The organism is Variovorax sp. LjRoot290 (assembly GCF_964253985.1).
Lineage (GTDB): Bacteria > Pseudomonadota > Gammaproteobacteria > Burkholderiales > Burkholderiaceae_C > Variovorax.
The window spans coordinates 5,207,724-5,225,263 of sequence record NZ_CAXURW020000001.1; the positions used below are offsets into that span (position 1 = coordinate 5,207,724).

Consider the following 17,540-nt stretch of genomic DNA (forward strand, 5'->3'; position numbering starts at 1 on the left):
CCCCCGATCCGGCACACTCGCCGGCCCATCGCGCAGCATTCAGGCTGCGCCTGAAACGAAGAGACAACCCCATGATCCGAAAGCTGCTGACTTCCGCGGTCCTGGCACTGGCGTTCGCCGCCGTGCAGGCCCAGCCCTATCCCGCCAAGCCGGTGCGCCTGATCGTGCCCTTCCCGCCCGGCGGCGGCACCGACATCCTCTCGCGGCTGGTGGCGACCAAGCTCACCGAAGTCAGCAAGTGGACGGTGGTGCCCGACAACCGCGCGGGCGCCGGCGGCACCATCGGCATCGCCGAGGCCGTGCGCGCCGCGCCCACCGGCTACGAGATGGTGATGGGCCAGAAGGACAACATGGTCGTCGCGCCCTGGCTCTACAAGAACCTCAGCTACGACTCGACCAAAGACCTGACGGCCGTGGCCCACGTGGCCTACACGCCGGTCGTGATCGTGACCCGCGCCGAGTCGAAGTTCAAGACGCTGGCCGATGTGGTGAACGCCGCGCGCGCCGCGCCGGACAGCATCACCTACGGCTCGCCCGGCAACGGCACCACCATCCACCTGGCCGGCGAGATCTTCAAGACCGCGGCCAACATCAAGATGCGGCACGTGCCCTACAAGGGCTCCAACCCCGCGATGATGGACGTGCTGGCCGGCAACGTCGACCTCATGGTGTCCTCGCTGCCCTCGGCCATGGGGCAGATCAAGTCCGGCAAGCTGCGCCCGCTGGCCGTGACCTCGGCGCGCCGCAGCAGCTCGCTGCCCGAGGTGCCGACCGTCGCCGAGCTGGGCTACAAGGACTTCGACGTCAGCACCTGGTACGGGCTCTTCGTGCCGGCGGGCACGCCGAAGGAGATCATCGTCACGGTGAATGCCGAGGTGAACAAACTGCTGGCCACGCCCGAGATGAAGGCCGCGATCATCGCCCAGGGCGCCGAGCCGCAAAGCATGACGCCCGAGCAGTTCGGCACGCTGCTGAAGAACGACTACCTGAAGTGGCGCGACATCGTGAAGGCTTCGGGCGCGACGATCGAGTAGTGATGTCCTCCTCCGCGCCCCGCCATCGGTGCCGCGTGATCGCCTCGCCCTGGCCGGGCGTCCATAGCGTCCACACCGACAGCGCGCGCAGTTTCGCCAGGCATTCGCATGCGAGCTTCGGCATCGGCGTGCTGGCACAGGGGGCGCACAAGTCCGCCAGCGGACGCGGGCAGGTGGAGGCCTGCGCGGGCGACCTGCTCGCGAGCAATCCCGGCGAAGTGCATGACGGGCGGCCCGCGCAGGGCCAAACGCCCCGGCGCTGGCACATGGTCCACCTGGAGGCCGAGGTCCTGGTGTCGATAGGCGGGCCGGAGCGGCCGGCCGGCGATGTGGAATGGACACGCCCCGTGATCCGCGACGCGCAGCTGCGCGCGGTGCTGGTCCGCCTGCTGCGGCGGCTGGACAACTGGGACGCGGGCCGGCGCACGGATGCGGATGCGCTGGCGTGCGAGGAATCGCTGGTGCAGGCCTGCGGCCTGATGCTCGCGCACCACGCCAACGTCGCGCCGCCCCCGGCGGATGTGGATCGTGGGCTCGCGCAGGTGCGCGAGCGCATCGCCGACGACCTGCTCGCGCCGCCCTCGCTCGCCGAACTCGCGGCCATGGCCAGGCTCGGCAAGTACCAGCTGCTGCGCCGCTTCGCCGCCGCCTACGGCATGCCGCCGCACGCGTGGCTGCTGCAGCAGCGCGCGGAGCGTGCGCGGCGCCGCATCCGCGCGGGCGACACGCTGGCCGCGGCCGCGCTGGCCAGCGGGTTCGCCGACCAGAGCCACATGACGCGCGTGTTCGCGCGGCAGTTCGGCTTCACGCCGGGTGCCTGGCAGCGCGTCGCCACCGCGGGCCGGCTGCAATAACGTTCAAGACGCGATCGGGTGCGCGGTTCGAGACTCGGCGGCTGATCAACTCAGGACAAGCGCCGTGCCGAATGCTTTCTTTCATCGAGACGAGATCTGGTCCGCGCATCCCGCGCTCGTGCCTTGCGCATGGGTGGTCGATGGCGTGACGCCCCGGCTGGCCGTGGCCGCGCAGGTCGAGGCGCAGCGGACGATCGCGCGTGCGCGCCTGGCCGCCAGTCCGGAAGGCGAGTTTCCGGAGATCCAGGCCTGGCGACGCGTGTTCTCGTCCATGGGCCTCAAGCCCACGCAGGTGCGCTGCGCGGCGGAATCGCTGCTGCGCCGCTTTCGCAAGGAGGACGCCTTGCCGCCGCTGCATCCGCTGGTGGATCTGTGCAATGCCGTCTCGATGGCCTTCGCCACGCCGATCGCGGTCTTCGACCTCGCGCACATCGCCGGATCGCTGGAGGTGCGCTTCGCAAGCGGCAGCGAAAGCCACGAGGATTTTGCGGGCGTGCACGAGGCGCCCGGCGCCGGCGAGATCATCTTCGCGGACGCGCATTCGCATGCGCACGCGCGGCGCTGGTGCCACCGCCAGAGCGCGCGCTCGGCCGTGCGCGGCGAGACGCGGCAGGTGCTGATCGTGGCGGAAGCCATCCACGCGTCGGCCGGCGCGGACATCGCGCGCCTCAAGGACGTGCTCTCGCGCGCGCTCGGCGATGCCGGCTGCGCGGTCAAGGCGTGCAGCCTGCTGAGCCGCGCCGCACCGCGCATCGCGCTGTCCGTCTGAAAGCCGGTTGCGGCGGGTCAGCCGGCGTCCCGGACGTCGGCCACCGGCTGGGTGCCGAAGTCCGCACGCGCCAGGTACTTGAGCACCTTCGCCGCCGCGGTGGCCGGCGTGTCGAGCTGGCCCTCGGCCTTCAGCCGCTCGAAGCGCGCGCGGTCGGGGAACATCTCGGCCTCCGCCCCGCGCAGCTGCACCTGCATGTCGGTGTCGATGACGCCGGGCGCGAGCGAGACGATCTTCGCGCCGCCGCCCAGCGCCGCCTCCTCCAGCGCCACCGCGCGCGAGAAATGGTCCATGCCGGCCTTGGCCGCGCAGTAAGGCGCCTGGCTGGCCATCGCGTTGCGGCCGAGGCCCGAGGAGATGTTGAGCACACGGCGCTCGGCGTGCCAGCCCTGGGTGGCGGCGAGGAAGGCGGAAGTCAGCAGCATCGGCGCCTCCAGCCCCACGCGCAATGCGTGCGCCAACTCCGCTGGCATCGCTTGCGACAAGGGGCGCGGGCGGCCGATGGTGCCGGCGTTGTTGATCAGGGTGGCGCTGTCGAAAGCCTTCGCATCCAGGTTTTGCAGCCAGGCGGCCAGCCGCGCCGCGGCCGCGACCGGGTCGGCCAGGTCCTGCTGCCACTGTTCGAGCTCGGCGCCGGCCTCGCGGGCGCGCGCGGCGAGCTGCTCGTCGGCCTGGCGCGAAATGCACAACAGGCGCTGTCCGGGCTGCAGCAATAGTTCGGCCATGGCGCGGCCGAGGCCGCGGGAAGCACCGGTGATGACGGTGAGCTGGGATGAATTCATGCGATCTCGTGAAATGGTTCATTGACGGCGAAGCGCCGTGCGGCATTGATGCTAAAGGCGAGTTGACTAAACGCGCGTCGGCTTTCTAAAGTCACCCATGCCGATCCAATACGAGCCCAGCCGCGATCAGCGCCACTACGCTGCGCACTTCGGCCTCGCGTGTCCCGTGCAGGCGCCGCTGGTCCGGCCCGGCGGGCAAGGGCTCTTCATCCGCCGGCCGCGCGCCGACCGCGAGGGCAGCGCCGCGGCGGCGCGATTCGAGATCGCCCCGGGTCGCTGGGGCCTGATTCCCCTCTTCGCCAAGGAGCGCGAATACCCCTTCACCTTCGAAGCGCGCGGCGAGAGCGCCGCGAGCGAGCGCAATTTCTACCAGCCGTGGAAGCGCGGGCATCGGTGCGTGATCCTGGCCGATGCGCTGTTCCGCCGCGGCGACAGCGAAGACTCGGTGGTGCGCGTCTCGCGTGCCGACGGCCAACCGCTGGCGATGGCGGGACTATGGAACGGATGGCGCTCGCCGGAGGGCGAGTGCGTGGAGAGCTTCGCCTTGCTGACGCTGCCTGCGCTGGATCAGCGCGAACTCCGATGGGTGGTCTTTCTTCGCGAGGCGTGGATCGACGACTGGCTGCACTGCCCGGTCGAGGAAACGGCCGCCTACCTTCGGCCCTACGCCCTCGACAAGCTGGTGCGCCGGACCATCGTGCACGACCCGAGCATTCCCCTGCCGGAGCGGGCGCCCGCCGCCTGAGGCCTCAGGCGGCGCCCTTGCCTCCCACCGCGCCCTCGCGCAGGGCCGCGAGGTCGAGCACCCGAAGCCCGCCGTATTCGACACGGATCGCGCCCTGCGCCTGCAGCGTGCGCAAGGCCTCGTTGACGCGCTGGCGCGAGAGGCCGATGAGGTAGGCCAGCTCCTGCTGCGTGATGCGCAGCAGTTCGCCCACGCCGGGGAACAGCACCGGGTTGAACAGCGCAGCGAGGTTGCGCGCCACCCGCGCATCGGGGTTGTTGAGCCGGTCGGCCTCGCGCGCGGCGATGAACTGGCCGAGCCTTTCGTTGAGCTGATTCATCACGAAGCGGTTGAAGCCGATCGAGTGGTCGAGCAGCCAGTGGAAGTCGTCGATCGGCAGGCCCGCCACCACACTGCGGCGCAGCGCCTGGATGTTGTAGCGGTAGGGCTCGCGCTTGAGCGCCGTGCCTTCGCCGAACCAGCCGCCCGGCGGCAGGCCGCTGTAGGTCATCGAGGTGCCGTCGGCGTTGTCGTTGCTCATCTTGAGCAGCCCTTCGACCACGCCGAACCAGTAGGTCGGCGCGCGGCCGATGCGGCACACCAGGTCGCCCGGCTCGGCCTCGCCGACCACCACGGCCGCCTCTGCGCGGCGCCGCTCGGGGGGCGTGAGCGTGCGCAGCCAGGGGATGTTGGCCAGCTCTTCGAGCGTGGCCGGCCGCACGCGATCGCGTATCGACGAAGTGCCGCTGGAACTGCCGGGGGTCATCGGGAAACTCCGGGGAGGGGTGTCCCTAGGATTGTCGTTGAAACGACAAGATGACGACAAGCTTGGTTCTACAGTCCGGCCCATCGTGCAGACCAAAGCCACCACTTTTCCCCGCCTGCTGCTGGCCCATGCCCAACAGCAGCCCGACGCGCCGGCCGTGCGCGAGAAGGACCTCGGCATCTGGCAAACCTGGAGCTGGGCGATGGTGGCGCGCGAGGTGCGCGAGATCGCCTGCGGGCTCGCCAGCCTGGGCTTCAAAGCCGGCGACAACCTCGCGATCGTCGGCGCCAATCGCCCGCATCTCTATATGGCGGTGCTGGCAGCGCAGAGCCTGCGCGGCGTGCCGGTGCCGCTCTACCAGGACGCGGTGGCCGGCGAGATGGTCTTCATGCTGGAGGACGCATCGATCGAGTTCGTGATCGCCGAGGACCAGGAGCAGGTCGACAAGCTGCTGGAATGCCGCGAGCTGAAGAAGCAGGGTGCCGGCATCGGCCACATCGTCTACGACGACCCGCGCGGACTGCGCCACTACGACCAGCCGGGCCTGCTGGGCTACGACAAGCTGCGCGAACTGGGCCGCGCCTTCGATGCCGCCCACCCGCGCTTCTTCGACGAAAGCGTGGCGAGCGTGGAGCCCGGCGATGTCGCCGTGATTCTCTACACCTCCGGCACCACCGGCCGGCCCAAGGGCGTGTGCCAGACGCATGCAAGCTTCATCGCGGCGGGCCGCGGCGGCGTCGAGACCGACCGTCTCGGCCCCGGCGACAACGTCATGAGCTACCTGCCGATGGCCTGGGTCGGCGACCACCTGTTCTCGGTGGCGCAATGGCTGGTCGGCGGCTTCACGCTCAACTGCCCCGAGTCGAGCGAGACGGTGATGAACGACATGCGCGAGATCGGGCCGAGCTACTACTTCGGCCCGCCGCGCACCTTCGAAGGCCTGCTCACCGCCGTGTCGATCCGCATGGAAGACGCGGCCGCGCCCAAACGCTGGCTCTATGCGAAGTTCATGGCGCTGGCGCGGCGCGTGGGCTCCGACATCCTCACCGGTGCGCAGGTCGGCTTCGGCGACCGGGCGATGTATGCGCTCGGCAACCTGCTGGTCTACGGGCCGCTGCGCAACGTGCTGGGCATGAGCCGCATCCGCGTGGCCTACACCGCGGGCGCGGCGATCGGGCCCGACCTGTTCCGCTTCTACCGCTCGATCGGTGTCAACCTCAAGCAGCTCTACGGCCAGACCGAGACCTGCGCCTACGTGTGCCTGCAGCAGGACGGCAAGGTCAAGCTGCAGACCGTGGGCAGCGCGGCGCCGGGCATCGAGCTGCGCATCGCCGACGACGGCGAGGTGCTGGTGCGCGGCGTGTCGGTGCTCAAGGAGTACTACAAGCGGCCCGACGCGACGGCCGAAGTGCTCGATGCCGACGGCTACTTCCACACCGGCGACGCCGGCGTGATCGACGCCGAGGGCCACTTGCGCATCATCGACCGCGCCAAGGACGTCGGCCGGCTCGCCGGCGGCGCGATCTTCGCGCCCAACTACATCGAGAACAAGCTCAAGTTCTTCCCGCAGATCAAGGAAGCCGTGTGCTTCGGCAACGGGCGCGACGAGGTCTGCGCCGCGATCAACATCGACTTCGAGGCGGTGGGCAACTGGGCCGAGCGGCACGGCCTGGCCTATGGCGGCTACGTCGACCTCGCGGGCAAGCCCGAGGCCCTGGCGCTCATCGGCGAATGCATCGCCAAGGTCAATGCCGATCTCGCGAGCGAGGACGGCATGGGCGAGACGCAGATCGCCCGCTTCCTGGTGCTGCACAAGGAACTGGACCCCGACGACGACGAACTCACGCGCACGCGCAAGGTGCGGCGCGGCTTCATCGCGGACAAGTACCGCGTGCTGGTCGATGCGCTCTACGGCGGCAAGACCGAGCAGTACATCGAGACCCAGGTCAAGTTCGAGGACGGGCGCACGGGTGTGGTGAATGCCACGCTGAAGATCGTGGAAGCGAACACGTATCCGATCTTGAAGGCGGCAGCATGAGACGCCGGGCCGCTCCCAAGTTGAATAGCACCGCAGCGCATGGCGCGGAGGTTACCCAGTGAGCAGCGCACGCAAGATCGGCGAGGTCATCCTCGACGTGCAGAACATCTCCTTGAGCTTCGGCGGCGTCAAGGCGCTGGCCGACATCAGCTTCGACGTGCGCGAGCACGAGGTGCGCGCGATCATCGGGCCCAACGGCGCGGGCAAGAGCTCGATGCTCAACTGCATCAACGGCGTCTACCAGCCACAGCAGGGCTCCATCACCTTCCGCGGCCAGACCTTCCATCACATGAACTCGCGCCAGGTGGCCGAGATGGGCGTGGCGCGCACCTTCCAGAACCTGGCGCTGTTCAAGGGCATGAGCGTGCTCGACAACATCATGACCGGGCGCAACCTCAAGATGAAGAGTGGCCTGCTCGCCCAGGCACTGCGCTGGGGGCCGGCCGAACGCGAGGAGATCGCGCAGCGCGAGTTCGTCGAACGCATCATCGATTTCCTCGAGATCCAGCTGCACCGCAAGACGCCGGTGGGCCGCCTGCCCTACGGCCTGCAGAAGCGCGTGGACCTCGGCCGCGCGCTCGCGATGGAGCCGCAGGTGCTGCTGCTCGACGAGCCGATGGCCGGTATGAACGTGGAAGAGAAGCAGGACATGAGCCGCTTCATCCTGGATGTGAACGACGAGTTCGGCACCACCATCGTGCTGATCGAGCACGACATGGGCGTGGTGATGGACATCAGCGACCGCGTGGTGGTGCTCGACTACGGCAAGAAGATCGGCGACGGCACGCCGCACGAGGTGCGCAACAACGAAGACGTGATCCGGGCGTATCTCGGGACGGAGCACTAGCATGGCCTTCTTCCTCGAGACATTGTTCGGCGGCCTGATGGTCGGCATGCTCTATGCGCTGATCGCGCTGGGCTTCGTGCTGATCTTCAAGGCTTCCGGCGTGTTCAACTTCGCGCAGGGCGCGATGGTGCTGTTCGCCGCGCTGGCGATGGCGCGCTTCGCCGAATGGGTGCCGGTCTGGAGCGGCATCGCCAACCCCTGGTTCGCCAACATCGCGGCCTTCGTGCTCGCGGGCGCGCTGATGTTCGCGCTCGCCTGGGCAATCGAGCGGCTGGTGCTGCGTCACCTGGTCAACCAGGACGGCGCCACCCTGCTGATGGCCACGCTGGGCATCGCCTATTTCATCGACGGGCTGGGCCAGACGATCTTCGGCAGCAACATCTACAAGATCGACATCGGCATGCCCAAGGATCCGATCTTCGCCTTCGATTCGGTGTTCCAGGGCGGCATCCTGCTGAGCAAGGAAGACCTCATCGCCGCCGCCATCGCAGCCGCGCTGGTGGCGCTGCTGTCGCTCTTCTTCCAGAAGACCGGCACCGGCCGCGCGCTGCGCGCCGTGGCCGACGACCACCAGGCGGCGCAATCCGTCGGCATTCCGCTCGCGCGCATCTGGGTCACCGTGTGGTGCGTGGCGGGCATGGTGGCGCTGGTGGCCGGAATGATCTGGGGCAGCAAGCTGGGCGTGCAGTTCTCGCTGGCGACGGTCGCGCTGCGCGCGCTGCCGGTGGTCATCCTCGGCGGGCTGACTTCGGTGCCCGGCGCCATCCTCGGCGGGCTGATCATCGGCGTGGGCGAAAAACTGTCCGAGGTCTACCTCGGCCCTTACGTGGGCGGCGGCATCGAGATCTGGTTCGCCTACGTGCTGGCGCTGGTGTTCCTGCTGTTCCGGCCGCAGGGATTGTTCGGCGAGAAGATCATCGATCGGGTCTGAGCATGCTTTATAGAGAAAACGGCCAGTTCAAGACCACCTACCGCGCCGACCAGCAGGTCTTCCCGATCCTGCAGGACCGCGTCTTCGTCGCCCTGGTGCTGGCTTTCGCCTTCGTCGGCGTGCCGCTCATGGCGAGCGACTACCTGTTCCGCGCCATCCTGATTCCCTTCCTGATCTTCTCGCTGGCGGCCGTCGGCGTGAACATCCTGGTCGGCTACTGCGGCCAGATCTCGCTCGGCTCGGGCGCCTTCATGGCCGTGGGTGCCTACGGCGCCTACAACTTCTTCGTCCGCGTGCCGGGCATGCCGCTGATCCCCGCACTGATCCTGGGCGGGCTGTGTGCCACCGCCTTCGGCATCCTGTTCGGGCTGCCCAGCCTGCGGGTGCGCGGGCTGTACCTGGCGGTGGCGACGCTGGCGGCGCAGTTCTTCGCCGACTGGATGTTCCTGCGCATCAAGTGGTTCACGCTCGACACGCCTTCGGGCTCGGTCGCGGTGTCGAACCTGCAGGTGTTCGGCCTGCCGCTGGAGAGCGCGCTGAGCAAGTACCTGTTCTGCCTGGTGGTGTTGGTGATCATCGCGATCCTGGCCAAGAACCTGGTGCGCGGCGCCATCGGCCGCGAATGGATGGCGATCCGCGACATGGACGTGGCCGCCGCGGTGATCGGCATCCGGCCGATGTACGCCAAGCTCAGCGCCTTCGCGGTCAGCTCCTTCATCATCGGCGTGGCCGGCGCGCTGTGGGCCTTCGTGTACCTCGGCGCCTGGGAACCCTCGGCCTTCTCGGTGGACTACTCGTTCCGCCTGCTGTTCATGGTGATCATCGGCGGGCTGGGATCGATCATGGGCAGCTTCTTCGGCGCCGCCTTCATCGTCGTGCTGCCGATCGCGCTCAACCAGTTGCTGCCGATGTTGGCCGGCGTGTTCGGCATCGAAATCTCCACCGCCGGCATTGCGCACGCCGAGTTGATGATTTTCGGCGGCCTCATCGTTTGGTTCCTGATCGTGGAGCCGCATGGCTTGGCCAAGCTCTGGTCGACCGCCAAGCAGAAGCTGCAGCTATGGCCGTTCCCCCATTGACGCCGCCGCGCATGTTTTTCTGTTGACCGGGTAGTGCTTCGTTCATTCATTCGACTAGGAGACACACATGAAAAAACTTCGCAAACTGATGATCGCCCTGGCTGCCGGCGCTGCCTGCCTGACGACGACGGGCGCCTTGGCCCAGGACAAGGAGCAGTTCATTCCCGTGCTGTCCTACCGGACCGGCGCCTACGCCCCCAACGGTGCGCCATGGGCCAACGGCTTCGTCGACTACATCAAGCTGGTCAACGCGCGCGGCGGCCTCAACGGCGTGAAGCTCACTTTCGAGGAGTGTGAAACCGGCTACGACACCGCCCGCAGCGTCGAGTGCTACGAGCGCCTGAAGGGCAAGGGCGGCGGCGCCTCCTTCGTGCAACCGCTGTCCACCGGCGCGACATTCGCCATCACCGAGAAGGCGCCGGTCGACAAGATTCCGGTGGTGACCGTGGGCTACGGCCGCAGCGAGAGCGCCGACGGCACGGTGTTCAAGTGGAACTTCCCGATCGGCGGCACCTACTGGGTGGCGGCCGATGCCATCCTCCAGGCCATCGCCAAGAAGGAAGGCGGGCTCGACAAGCTCAAGGGCAAGAAGTTCGCGCTGCTCTACCACGACAGCCCCTACGGCAAGGAGCCGATCCCCCTGCTGCAGGAGCGCGCGAAGATGCACGGCTTCGACCTGCAACTGCTACCGGTGACGGCGCCCGGCGTGGAGCAGAAGGCGACCTGGCTGCAAGTGCGCCAGAACCGGCCCGACTACGTGCTGCTGTGGGGCTGGGGCGTGATGAACTCCACCGCACTGAAGGAAGCGCAGGCCACGGGCTACCCGCGCGAGAAGATGTATGGCGTGTGGTGGTCGGGCGCGGAGCCCGACGTGAAGGACGTGGCCGACGGTGCCAAGGGCTACAACGCGGTGGCGCTGCAGCATGGTGCGGAGCCGCAATCCAAGTTCGTCAAGGACGTTCTCGCGCTGGTGCACGACAAGGGCCAGGGCACGGGACCGAAGGGCGATGTCGGCCAGGTGCTCTACATGCGCGGCGCCATAAGCGCCATGCTCGCGCTGGAAGGCATCCGCTCGGCGCAGGAGCGTTTCGGCAAGGGCAAGATCATGACGGGCGAACAGGTGCGCTGGGGCCTGGAGAACCTGAACCTGACGCAGGCCAAGCTCGACGCGCTGGGCTTCGCGGGCGTGATGCGGCCGATCAGCACCTCGTGCGTCGACCACATGGGTGCATCGTGGGCGCGCATCCACACCTGGGACGGCAAGGAGTGGAAGTTCACCTCCGACTGGCTGCAGGCCGACGAGCAGGTGATCAAGCCGCTGGTCAGGAGCACGGCCGCCAAGTACGCCGCCGACAAGAAGCTCACGGCGCGCACGCCCGCGGAATGCCAGTCCTGACGAAGCACAGCCCATGAGCGCAGCGAACATCGTTCTCAACGTCAACGGCATCGAGGTCATCTACAACCACGTGATCCTGGTGCTCAAGGGCGTTTCGCTCCAGGTGCCCGAGGGCGGCATCGTGGCGCTGCTCGGCGGCAACGGCGCGGGCAAGACGACCACGCTGCGCGCGGTGTCGAACCTGCTGGCCGGCGAGCGCGGCGCGGTGACCAAGGGAACGATCGAGCTGCGCGGCGAGCGCATCGAGGCGCTCACACCGGCCGAGCTGGTCAAGCGCGGACTGATCCAGGTGATGGAGGGGCGCCACTGCTTCGCCCACCTGACGATCGAGGACAACCTGATGACCGGCGCCTACACGCGCACCGATGGCAAGGCCGCCGTCGCCGAGACGCTGGAGAAGGTCTACGCCTACTTCCCGCGGCTGAAGACGCGCCGCGCTTCGCAGGCCGCCTACACCTCGGGCGGCGAGCAGCAGATGTGCGCCATCGGCCGCGCGCTGATGGCCAACCCGAACATGGTGCTGCTCGACGAGCCCTCGATGGGCCTGGCGCCGCAGATCGTCGAAGAGGTGTTCGGCATCGTGAAGGACCTGAACGAGAAGGAGCGCGTGACCTTTCTTCTGGCCGAGCAGAACACCAACATGGCGCTGCGCTATGCCGACTACGGCTACATCCTCGAGAACGGCCGCATCGTGATGGACGGCGAGGCGCAGAGCCTGCGCGAGAACGAGGACGTCAAGGAGTTCTATCTCGGCGTCGGCGGCGCGGACCGCAAGAGCTTCCGCGATATCAAGAGTTACAAGCGGCGCAAGAGGTGGCTCGCATGACCGATTTCTATGACAAGCTGGAAGTGCGCGATCCAGCCGAACGCGAGCAGGACTTGCTGGCCGCGCTGCCCAAGCAGATTGCGCAGGCGCAGACCGCGGCGCCGGCCTTCGCGAAGATCCTCGACGGCATCAAGGCTCGCGACATCACGAGCCGCGACGCCTTGGCGAAGCTGCCCGTCACGCGCAAGTCCGAGCTGCTCGACTTGCAGAAGGCGCACCGCGCGAACGATCCCTTCGGCGGTTTCGCGGCGATCCACTTCGGGCCGCGCATGACGCGCGTGTTCGCCAGCCCCGGCACCATCTATGAACCCGAAGGCGAGGCGCGCGACTACTGGCGCACCGCACGCGCGCTGCATGCCGCGGGCTTTCGCGGCGGCGAACTGGTGCACAACTGCTTCAGCTACCACATGACGCCGGCCGGCGCGCTGATGGAGAGCGGCGCACACGCGCTCGGCTGCACCGTGTTCGCGGGCGGCACGGGACAGACCGAGCAGCAGGTGGAAGCCATCGCGGACCTCAAGCCCGCGGGCTATGTGGGCACGCCGAGCTTCCTGAAGATCATCCTCGAGAAGGCTGCGGAGAAGAACATCGCATTGCCCTCGCTGACCAAGGCGCTGGTGTCAGGCGAGGCCTTTCCGCCCAGCCTGCGCGAATGGATCGCCGAGCGCGGCGTGGCCGGCACGCAGTGCTACGCGACGGCCGACCTGGGCCTGGTGGCCTACGAGACCTCGGCGCGCGAAGGCCTGGTGCTCGACGAGGGCGTGATCGTGGAGATCGTGCGCCCGGGCACCGGCGACCCGGTGCCCGAGGGCGAGGTCGGCGAGATCGTCGTCACCACGCTGAACCCCGACTACCCGCTGATCCGCTTCGGCACCGGCGACCTCTCGGCCGTGCTGCCGGGGCATTGCCCCACGGGCCGCACCAACACGCGCATCAAGGGCTGGCTCGGCCGCGCCGACCAGACCACCAAGGTGCGCGGCATGTTCGTGCATCCGGGCCAGGTGGCGGAGATCGCACGGCGCTTTCCGGAAGTGCAGCGCGCACGGCTGGTGGTCGAAGGCGAGATGGGCGACGACCGCATGACGCTCAGGCTCGAATGCGCCGCGGCCGCGCAAGGCCTGGCGGAGCGCGTGGCCGAGGCCATCCGCGATATCACCAAGCTGCGCGGCACGGTCGAATTCGTGGCGCCGGGCAGCCTGCCCAACGACGGCAAGGTGATCGAGGACGCGCGCAGCTACCGTTGATACGGAACGCCCGGCGACGCTGCGCCCGGCTTGCCGACATCGACGAAGGCGCGGCGGCGCAACCCTCGCGGCATGCTCCTTGCAACGCCGGGAGCTCGCTACGATTCTTTCGATGACCCACGCCTTCTTTCATCCGCCCACCAGTCCGCGCTTCGCGCTGCGCAATCTGCGTGCGCCCCGCTGCCTCGTCCAGGCCGATGTGCCGGCCGGGGCCGACGATGAACTCGCACCCGTCGACCTGCTGGTGGACCACGGCCGCATTGCCGCCATCGAGCCCGCCGGCACGCTGCCGGCCGAACTCGGCCCCGATCTCGACGCATCGATGCTGCTGCCGGGCATGGTCGACTGCCACACGCACCTGGACAAGGGCCACATCTGGCCGCGCCAGGCCAATCCCACCGGCGATGGCGCTGGCGCCTCGATGGCCACGCAGCGCGACCGCAACGCGCGCTGGCATGCCGAGGACGTGCGCCGGCGCATGGAGTTCGGCCTCGCCACCGCCTATGCCAAGGGCGTGGTCGCGATTCGCACGCACCTCGATTCGCTGGCGCCGCAGGCCGCGATCTCGTTTCCCGTGTTCCGCGAGCTGCGCGAGCGCTGGGCCGGACGCGTCGAGCTGCAGGCGTCGTCGATCGCGCCGCTCGACATCTTCCTGACCGAAGAAGGCCGCCAGCTCGCCGACATCGTCGCCGAGAGCGGCGGCCGGCTTGGCTGCGTGACGCGTTCGGGCGCCTACCCCGGCGACCCGATGCCGCCGGACCTGGACGCGGCGCTGGTGCGCGTGTTCGAACTCGCCGCGGAGCGCGGGCTCGACCTCGACCTGCACGTCGACGAATCCACCGATCCGCGCTCGCGCGCGCTGATCCGCGTCGCACGCACGGCCACGGCGCAGGATTTCGCCGGCCGCATCCTGTGCGGCCACTGCACCGCGCTCGCGCTGCAGACCGACGAGTTCATCGAAGAAACCATCGCGGCCTGCAAGGACGCCGGCATCGACATCGTGAGCCTGCCCACGGTCAACATGTACCTGCAGGACCGCAGCCAGGAAGCGCGCACGCCGCGCTGGCGCGGCGTGACGGTGCTGCACGAGATGAAGGCGCGCGGCCTGCGCGTGGCGGTGGCCGGCGACAACTGCCGCGATCCCTTCTATGCCTACGGCGACCACGACATGCTCGACACCTTCACCCAGGCGGTGAAGATCCTGCACCTGGACCATCCGCTTTCCGATTGGATCCGCGCCGCCACCGAGACGCCGGCCGCGATCATGGGCACCGCCCACGGCGTGCTGAAGGCCGGCGCTGTGGCCGACCTGCTGGTCCTCAAGGCGCGCAGCTATTCCGAGATGCTCGCGCGCGCACAGTTCGACCGCACGGTGCTGCGCGCCGGCCGCGCGATCGACACGCGCTTGCCGGACTACAGGCTGCTCGACGACCTCGTGCGCGCCTGAACAGCGGCCCGCCCCAGGGCGGCGAAACCCTACACGCGCCGTCAGGCGGCACTGACGTTCCCGGCACGGTGCGGCGCAATCATGAAAGCTCCAGCAACCCTCCTCGCGGAGGCAACCAAGGAGTATTTTCATCATGGCAATGGACACCGACATTCTGGCCGCCGACGAGGTGGTCGACGTGCTGAACGACCTGGTCGAGAACGCGCGCGACGGCGAATACGGCTTTCGCACCTGCGCCGCGGAAGTGAAATCGGCCAGCCTGAAGCAGCTGTTCAACGACCGCGCCGCGTCCTGCGGCCAGGCGGCCAGCGAACTGGCGCAGTTGATCCTGGGCTACGGCGGCAAGCCGGCCGAAGGCGGCACCGCCAGCGGCGCGGTGCACCGCGGCTGGGTGCATGTGAAGGGCCTGGTGGGCGCCAACAGCGAGCTCTCGATGCTCGAGGAATGCGAACGCGGCGAAGACGCGGCCGTGGCGCGCTACCGCAAGGCCTTGAAGCAAAACCTGCCGGCCGATGCGCGCGCGGTGGTCGAGCGCCAAGCCGAGGGCGCCCAGCGCAACCACGACCAGATCAAGCTGCTGCGCGACGAGGCGCGCGCGCGCCGCTGACCGACGGGGCTGCACGGCGCGCCCAAGGCGCTCCACAATGTCGGCGCCATGGCCTATTCGCGCCGCATCGTTTTCGAGAGTGCCTTGCTGAGCTGGCAGCAGCTGACGCTCGCCGCGCCCGACCCTGCGTGGAGCGACAGCTACCGGGTCGACGGCCCGCGCCTGCTGCTGCCGCTATCAGCCTGCTTCGAGTGCCGTATCGGCGCCCACGGATTCGTTTGCGATCCGGCGTCCGCTCTGTGGCTCTCCCCGTCGCAGCGCTACCGCCTCCGTCGGCCCTGGGCGGACAAGCGCAGCGCGCTGCTGATCGTCGGCGAGGACCTCGGCCCGTCGGGCCGATCGCCGCTTCCGCTCGCGGTGCATCTGCAGATGGCCGGCTGGTCGCAGGCGCTGGCGGCGCAGCAGCTCGAGCGGCTGGATATCGAAGAACCGCTGGCCGCCGTCGTGCGCGCGCTGGTGCCCACGACCGGCGAGGCGTCGATGCGGCGTCCGCACCGCGCCGTCGAACGGGCTCGCGAATACATCGCCGCCGAGCCGCAGCGAGACGACGCCCTCACGGAGATCGCCAGGGCGGCAAACTGTTCGGCATTCCACCTGGCGCGGCGCTTCCGGCTGCAAACCGGCCTGAGCCTGCACGGCTTTCGCACGCGGCTGCGGATGACGCTGGCGCTCGACCGGCTGCGGAAGGGCGAGCGCAACCTGAGCGCACTGGCCGCGGAACTCGGCTATGCCAGCCACAGCCACTTCACGGGCGTGTTCCGCCGCAACTTCGGCCTCACGCCGAGCCGAATGCGCACGAATCTGGCAGCGCCCGCACTTCGCTGACCCGACACTGCCGGCTTCGCAGCTGCCTGTGGAGCCGATCTTGTTGCACCCTTCCCGTCTCGCTGCCGGCATGCTGGCCGGCGTCGCCGCCGCGCTGGTCGGCGGCGCATGGCAGGTCGTGACCCGCCAGTCGACGACGACCACGATCGCTCCGCCCGACCTGGCGATCCTGCGCTACGGCATCGCCGCGCTGATGTTGCTGCCGCGCGGCGTGCCGCGCCGGTTGCTGGCCGGCATGGTGATCGGCGCCGGGCTGCCCTTCGGGCTCATCGCGATGACCGGAACGATGTTTGCGCCCACTGCCCACATGGGCGTTCTGATGGCGGGCGCCTCGCCGCTCTTCGCCGCCGTGTTCGCGTGGGTTCTCTGGCGCGAACGCCCCGACCGCTGGCGCACGCTCGGCCTCGCGTGCATGGCCCTGGGCGTGGCCCGGCTCGGCAGCAAGTTCGGCACGGCGGGGCACGCCGGCGCATGGCAGGGCGATCTGATGTTCCTGCTGGCCGCCGCGTTGTGGGCCGGCTTCACGCTCTCGTTCCGGCAGAGCGGCCTCGGCGCATGGCAGGGCGCCGCGCTGGTCAACGCCTGGTCGACGCTGCTCCTGTTGCCGTGGCTCGGGTGGCGCGGCAGCGAGATCCACCTCTTCGATGCGCCGGTTCGCGATCTGCTGTGGCAGGCCCTGTGGCAGGGCGTGCTCGCCGGGCTGCTGGGGCTGTGGTTTTTTTCCGCCGCCATCGTCCGGCTGGGCGCTGCACGGGCGGCGGCCTTCGGCGCGCTGGCGCCCGTGGTCTCGGCGCTAGGCGGGTGGTGGTGGCTCGGCGATCGGTTGACTGCGGTCGATGCCCTGGCGGTGGCCAGCGCCGTGCTGGGCGTCGCGCTCGCCAGCGGCGGGATTCCCGGCCGGGGGGATGTGCCACGTCAATAGCGTGAATGCGCGTCGGCCTGATTACGACGGACGGCCGGGTAATACCAATGGCCACTACCGACAGCAGACAGGCCTGAACACAATCGCCGCAGCGAACTCTGGGAGAAAGCGATGCAACCTGCCGTTGAAATCACCAAGCGCGGCGAAAGAAACTTCAACTCGTATGTCGGGATCGGCGACGGCACACGGCGCTACGAGCGCGAAGGCCTGCCCTCGGTGGCCGAATGCCTGCAGGACGCGGCGGCTGCGCTGGGCGCCGAATTCAGCTACGCCACCATCACCTACGACAACGTCATGATCGGCAGCTATCCGGTCGCGGTCATGGGACACCGCGCCGTCGAGGTTGCCGACGAACTCCTGGTGAAGCGCTCCAACCGGCGCATCCAGTACGCCTGAGCGCGCTTGCGCGGGTGCGTCGCGCGTCCAGGACATCTCTTTTCGCCCACCTG

18 protein-coding genes are annotated in these 17,540 nt (G+C 68.7%); 16 read left to right on the plus strand and 2 right to left on the minus strand.

Annotation, left to right across the window (positions count from 1 at the left end; translation table 11 throughout):
* The first annotated feature begins 71 nt into the window (after nt 1-71).
* The 3 genes from ACSQ9A_RS25720 (at nt 72) to ACSQ9A_RS25730 (ending at nt 2,657) form a co-directional block, all read left to right on the plus strand.
* Entirely contained in the window at nt 72-1,034 is a 963-nt protein-coding gene (locus tag ACSQ9A_RS25720) for a Bug family tripartite tricarboxylate transporter substrate binding protein (protein ID WP_436305749.1), read from the plus strand.
* A gap of 2 nt (nt 1,035-1,036) precedes the next feature.
* A complete protein-coding gene (locus tag ACSQ9A_RS25725; protein WP_436305750.1) occupies nt 1,037-1,888 on the plus strand; it encodes a helix-turn-helix domain-containing protein in 852 nt (283 codons plus the stop codon).
* Between the two features lie 64 nt (nt 1,889-1,952).
* Complete coding sequence (locus tag ACSQ9A_RS25730; RefSeq protein WP_436305751.1) at nt 1,953-2,657, plus strand: B3/B4 domain-containing protein; 705 nt, start codon at nt 1,953-1,955, stop codon at nt 2,655-2,657.
* 17 nt (nt 2,658-2,674) lie between these two features.
* Here ACSQ9A_RS25730 and ACSQ9A_RS25735 read toward each other — a convergent pair whose 3' ends face one another.
* Nucleotides 2,675-3,439, minus strand: a complete 765-nt coding sequence (locus ACSQ9A_RS25735; RefSeq protein WP_436305752.1) for an SDR family NAD(P)-dependent oxidoreductase — start codon at nt 3,437-3,439, stop codon at nt 2,675-2,677.
* A 97-nt stretch (nt 3,440-3,536) separates the two neighbouring features.
* On the opposite strand from ACSQ9A_RS25735, the gene ACSQ9A_RS25740 reads away from it, so the two are divergent.
* A complete protein-coding gene (locus ACSQ9A_RS25740) occupies nt 3,537-4,184 on the plus strand; it encodes an SOS response-associated peptidase family protein (protein ID WP_436305753.1) in 648 nt (215 codons plus the stop codon).
* Between the two features lie 4 nt (nt 4,185-4,188).
* Here the strand turns inward: ACSQ9A_RS25740 and ACSQ9A_RS25745 are convergent, their stop codons facing one another.
* Complete coding sequence (locus ACSQ9A_RS25745) at nt 4,189-4,929, minus strand: Crp/Fnr family transcriptional regulator (protein WP_436305754.1); 741 nt, start codon at nt 4,927-4,929, stop codon at nt 4,189-4,191.
* 85 nt (nt 4,930-5,014) lie between these two features.
* On the opposite strand from ACSQ9A_RS25745, the gene ACSQ9A_RS25750 reads away from it, so the two are divergent.
* The 12 genes from ACSQ9A_RS25750 to ACSQ9A_RS25805 all read left to right on the plus strand — a co-directional run bounded on the left by ACSQ9A_RS25750 (nt 5,015) and on the right by ACSQ9A_RS25805 (nt 17,487).
* Nucleotides 5,015-6,967 carry an AMP-dependent synthetase/ligase gene (locus ACSQ9A_RS25750; RefSeq protein WP_436306363.1) on the plus strand — a complete coding sequence of 651 codons (1,953 nt, stop codon included), beginning with the start codon at nt 5,015-5,017 and terminating at the stop codon, nt 6,965-6,967.
* Nucleotides 6,968-7,025: 58 nt separating this feature from the next.
* On the plus strand, nt 7,026-7,814 hold the full coding sequence (locus ACSQ9A_RS25755) for an ABC transporter ATP-binding protein (protein WP_436305755.1): 789 nt from the start codon (nt 7,026-7,028) through the stop codon (nt 7,812-7,814).
* A gap of 1 nt (nt 7,815) precedes the next feature.
* A complete protein-coding gene (locus ACSQ9A_RS25760) occupies nt 7,816-8,745 on the plus strand; it encodes a branched-chain amino acid ABC transporter permease (protein ID WP_093108355.1) in 930 nt (309 codons plus the stop codon).
* A 2-nt stretch (nt 8,746-8,747) separates the two neighbouring features.
* On the plus strand, nt 8,748-9,824 hold the full coding sequence (locus tag ACSQ9A_RS25765) for a branched-chain amino acid ABC transporter permease (protein WP_436305756.1): 1,077 nt from the start codon (nt 8,748-8,750) through the stop codon (nt 9,822-9,824).
* A 67-nt stretch (nt 9,825-9,891) separates the two neighbouring features.
* Nucleotides 9,892-11,220 (plus strand): ABC transporter substrate-binding protein, encoded by a 1,329-nt coding sequence (locus ACSQ9A_RS25770; protein ID WP_436305757.1) that lies wholly within the window; start codon nt 9,892-9,894, stop codon nt 11,218-11,220.
* 13 nt (nt 11,221-11,233) lie between these two features.
* Nucleotides 11,234-12,046, plus strand: coding sequence for an ABC transporter ATP-binding protein (locus tag ACSQ9A_RS25775; RefSeq protein WP_436305758.1), 813 nt, complete (start codon nt 11,234-11,236; stop codon nt 12,044-12,046).
* Nucleotides 12,043-13,290, plus strand: coding sequence for a phenylacetate--CoA ligase family protein (locus tag ACSQ9A_RS25780; RefSeq protein WP_436305759.1), 1,248 nt, complete (start codon nt 12,043-12,045; stop codon nt 13,288-13,290). The genes ACSQ9A_RS25775 and ACSQ9A_RS25780 overlap by 4 nt, the downstream gene beginning before the upstream one ends.
* Before the next feature lie 112 nt (nt 13,291-13,402).
* Nucleotides 13,403-14,737 carry a cytosine deaminase gene (locus tag ACSQ9A_RS25785; RefSeq protein ID WP_436305760.1) on the plus strand — a complete coding sequence of 445 codons (1,335 nt, stop codon included), beginning with the start codon at nt 13,403-13,405 and terminating at the stop codon, nt 14,735-14,737.
* 133 nt (nt 14,738-14,870) lie between these two features.
* Complete coding sequence (locus ACSQ9A_RS25790; protein WP_436305761.1) at nt 14,871-15,344, plus strand: ferritin-like domain-containing protein; 474 nt, start codon at nt 14,871-14,873, stop codon at nt 15,342-15,344.
* Between the two features lie 48 nt (nt 15,345-15,392).
* Nucleotides 15,393-16,169 carry a helix-turn-helix transcriptional regulator gene (locus ACSQ9A_RS25795; RefSeq protein ID WP_436305762.1) on the plus strand — a complete coding sequence of 259 codons (777 nt, stop codon included), beginning with the start codon at nt 15,393-15,395 and terminating at the stop codon, nt 16,167-16,169.
* Between the two features lie 40 nt (nt 16,170-16,209).
* Nucleotides 16,210-17,091 carry a DMT family transporter gene (locus tag ACSQ9A_RS25800; protein WP_436305763.1) on the plus strand — a complete coding sequence of 294 codons (882 nt, stop codon included), beginning with the start codon at nt 16,210-16,212 and terminating at the stop codon, nt 17,089-17,091.
* 111 nt (nt 17,092-17,202) lie between these two features.
* Nucleotides 17,203-17,487: a hypothetical protein gene (locus tag ACSQ9A_RS25805; RefSeq protein ID WP_436305764.1), complete on the plus strand. Its 285-nt coding sequence runs from the start codon at nt 17,203-17,205 to the stop codon at nt 17,485-17,487.
* Nucleotides 17,488-17,540 lie beyond the last annotated feature (53 nt).

Excerpts from the sequence above, each read along its gene's own strand:
- ACSQ9A_RS25720 (WP_436305749.1), top strand. The coding sequence starts at position 72 with ATGATCCGAAAGCTGCTGACTTCCGCGGTCCTGGCACTGGCGTTCGCC.
- ACSQ9A_RS25790 (WP_436305761.1), top strand. The coding sequence starts at position 14,871 with ATGGCAATGGACACCGACATTCTGGCCGCCGACGAGGTGGTCGACGTG.
- ACSQ9A_RS25770 (WP_436305757.1), top strand. The coding sequence starts at position 9,892 with ATGAAAAAACTTCGCAAACTGATGATCGCCCTGGCTGCCGGCGCTGCC.
- ACSQ9A_RS25765 (WP_436305756.1), top strand. The coding sequence starts at position 8,748 with ATGCTTTATAGAGAAAACGGCCAGTTCAAGACCACCTACCGCGCCGAC.
- ACSQ9A_RS25735 (WP_436305752.1), bottom strand. The coding sequence starts at position 3,439 with ATGAATTCATCCCAGCTCACCGTCATCACCGGTGCTTCCCGCGGCCTC.
- ACSQ9A_RS25725 (WP_436305750.1), top strand. The coding sequence starts at position 1,037 with ATGTCCTCCTCCGCGCCCCGCCATCGGTGCCGCGTGATCGCCTCGCCC.
- ACSQ9A_RS25785 (WP_436305760.1), top strand. The coding sequence starts at position 13,403 with ATGACCCACGCCTTCTTTCATCCGCCCACCAGTCCGCGCTTCGCGCTG.
- ACSQ9A_RS25805 (WP_436305764.1), top strand. The coding sequence starts at position 17,203 with ATGCAACCTGCCGTTGAAATCACCAAGCGCGGCGAAAGAAACTTCAAC.
- ACSQ9A_RS25775 (WP_436305758.1), top strand. The coding sequence starts at position 11,234 with ATGAGCGCAGCGAACATCGTTCTCAACGTCAACGGCATCGAGGTCATC.
- ACSQ9A_RS25740 (WP_436305753.1), top strand. The coding sequence starts at position 3,537 with ATGCCGATCCAATACGAGCCCAGCCGCGATCAGCGCCACTACGCTGCG.
- ACSQ9A_RS25795 (WP_436305762.1), top strand. The coding sequence starts at position 15,393 with ATGGCCTATTCGCGCCGCATCGTTTTCGAGAGTGCCTTGCTGAGCTGG.
- ACSQ9A_RS25760 (WP_093108355.1), top strand. The coding sequence starts at position 7,816 with ATGGCCTTCTTCCTCGAGACATTGTTCGGCGGCCTGATGGTCGGCATG.
- ACSQ9A_RS25745 (WP_436305754.1), bottom strand. The coding sequence starts at position 4,929 with ATGACCCCCGGCAGTTCCAGCGGCACTTCGTCGATACGCGATCGCGTG.
- ACSQ9A_RS25780 (WP_436305759.1), top strand. The coding sequence starts at position 12,043 with ATGACCGATTTCTATGACAAGCTGGAAGTGCGCGATCCAGCCGAACGC.